10 protein-coding genes are annotated in these 5,974 nt (G+C 30.9%); all 10 read left to right on the forward strand.

The features are described 5' to 3' along the window. Nucleotides 1–205: 205 nt before the first annotated feature. The 10 genes from HMPREF1117_RS02665 to HMPREF1117_RS02705 all read left to right on the forward strand — a co-directional run bounded on the left by HMPREF1117_RS02665 (nt 206) and on the right by HMPREF1117_RS02705 (nt 5,646). A complete protein-coding gene (locus HMPREF1117_RS02665; RefSeq protein WP_000575665.1) occupies nt 206–649 on the forward strand; it encodes a hypothetical protein in 444 nt (147 codons plus the stop codon). A gap of 349 nt (nt 650–998) precedes the next feature. Next, nucleotides 999–1,265, forward strand: a complete 267-nt coding sequence (locus tag HMPREF1117_RS02670) for a hypothetical protein (RefSeq protein ID WP_000204307.1) — start codon at nt 999–1,001, stop codon at nt 1,263–1,265. 150 nt (nt 1,266–1,415) lie between these two features. After that, complete coding sequence (locus HMPREF1117_RS02675; protein ID WP_000447047.1) at nt 1,416–1,793, forward strand: immunity 22 family protein; 378 nt, start codon at nt 1,416–1,418, stop codon at nt 1,791–1,793. Nucleotides 1,794–1,978: 185 nt separating this feature from the next. Then, nucleotides 1,979–2,521, forward strand: coding sequence for an ankyrin repeat domain-containing protein (locus tag HMPREF1117_RS02680; RefSeq protein ID WP_000443990.1), 543 nt, complete (start codon nt 1,979–1,981; stop codon nt 2,519–2,521). Continuing rightward, complete coding sequence (locus tag HMPREF1117_RS02685) at nt 2,508–2,843, forward strand: DUF2185 domain-containing protein (protein WP_000868444.1); 336 nt, start codon at nt 2,508–2,510, stop codon at nt 2,841–2,843. Before HMPREF1117_RS02680 ends, HMPREF1117_RS02685 begins: the two co-directional genes overlap by 14 nt. Before the next feature lie 124 nt (nt 2,844–2,967). Further along, on the forward strand, nt 2,968–3,462 hold the full coding sequence (locus HMPREF1117_RS0101860; protein WP_000389500.1) for an SMI1/KNR4 family protein: 495 nt from the start codon (nt 2,968–2,970) through the stop codon (nt 3,460–3,462). 245 nt (nt 3,463–3,707) lie between these two features. Then, nucleotides 3,708–4,040: an HNH/ENDO VII family nuclease gene (locus HMPREF1117_RS11780; protein WP_269207916.1), complete on the forward strand. Its 333-nt coding sequence runs from the start codon at nt 3,708–3,710 to the stop codon at nt 4,038–4,040. A gap of 21 nt (nt 4,041–4,061) precedes the next feature. Next, a complete protein-coding gene (locus HMPREF1117_RS02695; RefSeq protein ID WP_000455482.1) occupies nt 4,062–4,625 on the forward strand; it encodes a suppressor of fused domain protein in 564 nt (187 codons plus the stop codon). A gap of 156 nt (nt 4,626–4,781) precedes the next feature. Next, complete coding sequence (locus tag HMPREF1117_RS02700) at nt 4,782–5,180, forward strand: hypothetical protein (protein WP_000625735.1); 399 nt, start codon at nt 4,782–4,784, stop codon at nt 5,178–5,180. Nucleotides 5,181–5,274: 94 nt separating this feature from the next. Next, entirely contained in the window at nt 5,275–5,646 is a 372-nt protein-coding gene (locus tag HMPREF1117_RS02705; protein ID WP_000811035.1) for an immunity 22 family protein, read from the forward strand. Nucleotides 5,647–5,974 lie beyond the last annotated feature (328 nt).

A 5,974-nucleotide genomic window follows, 5' to 3' on the forward strand; every position in this document is an offset into this window, starting at 1 on the left:
AACGAGGAACCAGAATATCCTTCTCCTTTGTGGGACAAACCATAATGATAAAATTAGAAAAGCAACGCAGTGAAATTTGATTTGAATTTTATCGAGCTCTTCCATCAACAAGTCTCGATTGCCTTTATGCGTACTGAGGATATCAAGATTATCATAAATATAAGGTAATACATGATTTGACAAAAAGTAATATGGAGTGAAGTAAATGATATTTGAAGATTTATTAATGGAAATTCAATCTGATTTGGTGTCTTTAGGATTAGAATATTCGAATAGTCAAATTGATGAAATTTATTTGTATGGTTATATGGAAGAAGGTAGTTATTTTTTCAATTTATTTTTTAAGAAAAATGGGGAGATAATTAAACTTAATCAGATTAATGATTTTTTGAATGAAAATGAAAAAATAGATGATTCACGTGATAGACAGATACAATTTCTAGAATTAGGAATTGATGATTTAGAAAAAATCGAGATTTTGTTTGAGAATAATAAAAAAGAAGTACCTACCGAAATCAAAATTATTTATAATAAGAGCAGCAATAGTCTCAAATCCAAATATAGTTATTCACCTATTTCAGATGATACTTCAGAATTAGAATTATTCAATAACTGGTATGATACGGTGAAAGTAGAAAATAATATTTGAAGATAAGCTAATGAATTTACAAGTAGTCAAGCGCTTTAAACTTAGTTTCTACTCCATTATCATATAGTTATGAGAATCAGGAAGCTCAGATTCATTACAATCAACTAGATCAACTATTTTCCATCACTGATTTACAGGGTTTTATGGGGATTGTGGACAGTGTCTACAGTCCTATTTATCCTTTAGGTTCTATTGTTGAGCTAGATTTGGAGCTATTACCAGAGGAAATCCAGAAAAGCTTAGCTGAGGGGGCAGGACTACTCGTTAAGACTGACCATTAGAATGGATTTCGGATTTTAGAATAGTTCCTAATTGATGGATTATTAATATTTGAGGGAGAAAAAGAGATATGACAAGTAGTTTAAAGCGAATTGCTGAAAAAATTATTTTTATTATTGAAGAAGAGTACCCAAAACAAAAAAGTGTTACAGGCTCAATTCAAAGTATTTATCAATTAGCAAATGAAATTATAGAAAGTGGAGAAGTAACAAAAAACATAAATCTAAAAAGTTTAGTTAGAATGTTTGCAGATGAGACCACGCATTATCAAAGTGAGCTCATTTACTTACTTCAAGATTTAGATAAGGAATTGAAAAAGAATAAACATAAAAGATAGTTTACAACATTTTTCATCGAAACGAAAAGAAGAGAATAGGTCGAAACTTCTTTCAGATATGGAGAAATTGACGCTGTTTGTCCCAATAAGATGGGTAGATAAGCAGACGTTCCTCATTCTCCATATTCAGGATAGAAAGGATTTAATAAAATGGAAACAGACAATACGGTATCTATTTGGATAGGTAATTTCAAAAATTTAACTGAGTTAGAAAATTATATTGATCTAACTTATGATGATGAGGGAGAGATCGTTGTTTCTGATTTTTTCAACGATTTTAAGATAGACATTAATGATATAGATGAAGATTTAATTGAAAAAGCAGTTTTGCCAAATGAAACAAACGATATATCTATTATTTTGCGCACTGCCTCCTATGAGGAACAGTTGTTGTGTGAATTGAACGCATTAGAGAGTCTGACTATAAATAAAGGCAATACAGTTGTACTAATCTATAACTATGCTTATGATGGCTCTGTAAAATTCTCAGATTATTTAAATTTCATTACAAGTGTAGATTATAAATAAAATAATAACTTAGGAGTTTTATCGCCGTCATCGCCCCATCTAAGCCTGGTTGAAGGACCGCTCGAATGAGATTGGTTCCTGGTGGGGAGATGTTGTTGAAGGCATACGGAATCTGCCTAATAATTTTAGATTAGAAACACCTTCAGCAAATAGAAGTCATAAGTATGAGTAAGGAGATGGGTAATATGGAATCAAAAGCAATATTTGAAGCTGCACAGGTAGGCGATTTTAAATTACTGAAAGATTTATATAGCGGTAGTATAAATCAGGTAAATAAGGAACAATTGAATCTTTTATCGGTTGTCCTCACTAATAGTGATAAAATTGATGACCGAATTAAGATAATTAACTTCTTGCTTGATAGAGGTATAGACATAAACTATCAGGATAGAGATGGTAGGACAGCACTACATAATTTTTTTCAATTTAAAGCAAATTGGAGACCGAATGTAGAGTACGCAGTAAATGTAATAGATAAGTTAATTGAAGCGGGTATAAATATTAATGCAATTGATAAATATGGATCAGTAGCATTAATTTATTCTTTAACTGTTTTAAAATTAACAACGCATGATGCATATCCTATTTATGAATTATTGCTAAAACATAATGCAGATTATACTCTAAAAAATGATGCGGGTAAATCTGCGTTAGACTACGCTAAAGAGTTATCTTGGAGAAATGATTTTTTAAATATTTTGGAGAAGTATGAAAATGAAAGTAAGTGATAATTATGGAGGATTTGTTCTATCAAGGAATGTAAAAAATGGATTACCTATTGCGTATACTTACAGAGAAAAATCTCGACTGTTACAATTAAATGGATGGACCATTTATTCTAGTTCCGATGATGAGGAATACGTAAATAATCCCCAAAATTTTGAAATTGTATCAGCAAAAACCATGTTTTCTATTGCACCCGTGATGGAAGAAATTTTTGAAGCGAAGTATGGGACGAATTTAGCGTGGCTATACGAGGAGGGGGTTCATGTTGGTTTCTATGATTTAAATGAGGAAAAAGAGGTAAAAATATCTGAAATTTTAGATTAGTTATGTATAGTAGTATTGTCTTGATTGATTTTTTATGAGGTGTATGTAGTTCTTGTATAGCGCTGCTAATATATATTGAATGTGGTATTCATTCTAAATATAAAAAGAAAGGAAAAATTAGAAAGTGGAAGATATTAGAACGGTAATCCTCCCTTTGCCTAGTATTGAATTAGTTAAGGAAAAAGAGGAAGAATGGTGCATTGATTTACCGAGTTCCTTTAAGGAATTCATAATCAGATATAATGGGATAATTCCTAAAAAGAATCTTTTTAAAATCAGTGATGATAAAGAGTATGTTATAGAAAGATTCCTTTGTATTTTAGATGATTTTGAAGAGAATTCCCTAGGAATGTACGATATTGATGCTATATGGAGTCCAATACTAGAAATTTTAAGTGTGGATCTAGATTCTGTTGGTGTAGAACTATTACCAGTAGCAACAGTGTTCGGTGGTGATTTTATATGTTTAGATTATAGAGAAGGGCCCCAGAACCCTAAGGTATGTTATTGGAAGCGCGAGGATTCATACGAATGGCATCCTAGTGTAGAGTTTATTTCAGAAACATTTGAAGATTTTTTAGGAATGCTATATTCTGAAGATGATATTGCAAATAGCTAGTATTTGGTTACGGAATCATGCTTTTGAGTATATGTTAAGAGTAATGCACAAAATATAATGCAGGAGTCCTATTTATGGGTGATAAATTCCTTGAGTTATTTATTGAAAAAACTTTTTATAATGAGCTATTTAATAAATTGAAATCTTACATCTACCTTCATAGAGATGAAATAAAAGTTAGATCCTACACTTTATTTTTGATATCCTATAAAGCGTTAGATGATTTTACCGTCAAGGAGTGAAAGATACACTCCTGTTTAGAGAAAAAACTTTACAAGCGTCCATCAGGTTATAGGAAGAATGCAAAGGAAACTGTCTGGGATAAAGCTAAGGATGAACAAGGTGTTGTCAAAAATCCTATTACTAAAAAGGTAATGGATATTGAGGAGCCTTGGGATATGGGACATAAACCGGGACATGAATTTAGAAAACACCAACAAAGTGCGGATGATAGAAAAATAACTCGTAAACAATTTTTAGATGAATATAATAATCCTAATAACTATAGACCAGAGCTACCAGAATCTAATAGAAGTCATATTTGTGAAGATAAGACGGATTTTTATTTTGGTTCATGATTTTGAAGAAAGGAACGTACTATGGAATATGATAAAAAAGAGATAGCTAGAAAGCTTTTAGATGATGTTGGCGGTATTCCAAGAGTATATGCATTTAAAGATGAATCTGGAAAAGAAATTGACATATTTTGTGTTGATGATTCTCCAATTGAACACGTATCTTCTTACTCCACTGTTGGGTTATCAGACTACACTTTGAACAAAAAGATAGATGATAAATCTTTAAGAGCAGAAATTATTGGTTCAACAGATAGTAGGAATGATTTGTTTCTAAATATAATAAGTGACTGTGCTTTTAAAGTGATGGATGGATTATCTCCTTGTATGCCAGGGACTGTATTTCTAAATGCAATAGATAATTATTATCTAGATTTTAATATGAAGCACATGTTATTGACTATCCCATTTTTATGGGAGTTGCACGATTTGGAATTTGAGCATGAATATGTTACTTGGTTGTTTGCAGTTCCGATTTCTGAGTCGGAGTACCATTTTTTTGTTGAGAATGGGTATCAAAAATTAGAAATGTTATTTGAAAAAAAACAAATAGATATTTATGATTTAAATCGTAGTCCTGTGGTTTAGATGATATTTTGAAAAAGGGAGATAAGTTGTTCTTAGATGGTCGGCATAAAGATTATTTTGAGGTATTCAATAAAAGAGGTAAAGTAAAGGATGTTCTTAATCTTGATGGAATTTCTAATAGTAAAAATTTAATTTAGCTTCTGGGAGGAGATTAAAATGATTAGTTCTGAGTTAAAAGATGTAATGAAACGATTGACTATTCTTAATGAGAATAATAAAGGTGTGCTACTTAGAGAAGAAAGTATCAGAGATATAGACAATACGATAAATATCTTTCTAAAAAAATATGAAGATCGTTTTTATGAAGGATTAAGATTGTTTAACAAGATGGACATTACTACAATTTCCTCTTCAGAGAATTCAGATTACACTATTGCTTTCTATAATCTATTAACTGGAATTAGGGGAATAATCGATTGTTTTGATGACTTTGATGATATTTTAGTTGAATTGAATAAAAACTTCATGTATCAAAGTGGTGAAATAACAAAAGAAGAATGGGAAAGTTCAGGGGAAGTAGTCTTGGATGACGAAGAAAATGAATTTGGAGATTGAAGAATAGATATTGATTCCTCTTAAATGAATGGGCAAGTCGAAGAATGAAAAATGGAATTTTAAATTTACTAGAAGGATTGAGAAGGTATTAAAAATGAAACAAAAAGTATCGTTATGGCTCGGTAATTTTGCCAGTCAAGAAGAATTTCAAGAATACTTCAAAATTACATATAAAGAGGATGGGAATAGCGTTTCTTCAGAATTTGAGACAGACTTTCATTTGTCGTACTACGATAGAGATTTAGTTGAAAAAGATTGGGTTGATGTTTCTGAAAATAATATTGATGTTTTGCTTGAAGGTTTCTCATACGATGAAGAGATTATTATGAAGTTTCCTAAAATATCATCAACCTATAATACAATTGTTTTGATTTATGATTTTGATTATTCTAAAGAAGGATTAAAAGTAAGTAACAATGGTTCTGGGACATTAGAGTTTATTGGTATTGCAGAATACGATTACTAAGCTTAGCATATAAGGAATTCTGGCACATCATCAACCCATCTAAGCCTGGCTGAAGGATCGCTCGAATGAGACAGGTCAGAAGCAATTAAAACGAATAAGAAAGTTGAAGTTCATGTCAAAATTGAGTATGTAGAGAATTCTGCACGACCGAAGACATTTAGGATAAATTATACAATTGACGGACAAACTTATACACATCGTATAAAAAATATTAGTAGAGGGAAGTAAATGATATTTGAAGATCAATTAATGGAAATTCAATCTGATATGATTTCTTTATCACTCGAGTATGTAGAAAATAAAGCAGAGATAGTTTATATATATGTAG

Origin of the sequence: Streptococcus sp. SK643 (assembly GCF_000259505.1) — a bacterium.
Taxonomy (GTDB): domain Bacteria; phylum Bacillota; class Bacilli; order Lactobacillales; family Streptococcaceae; genus Streptococcus.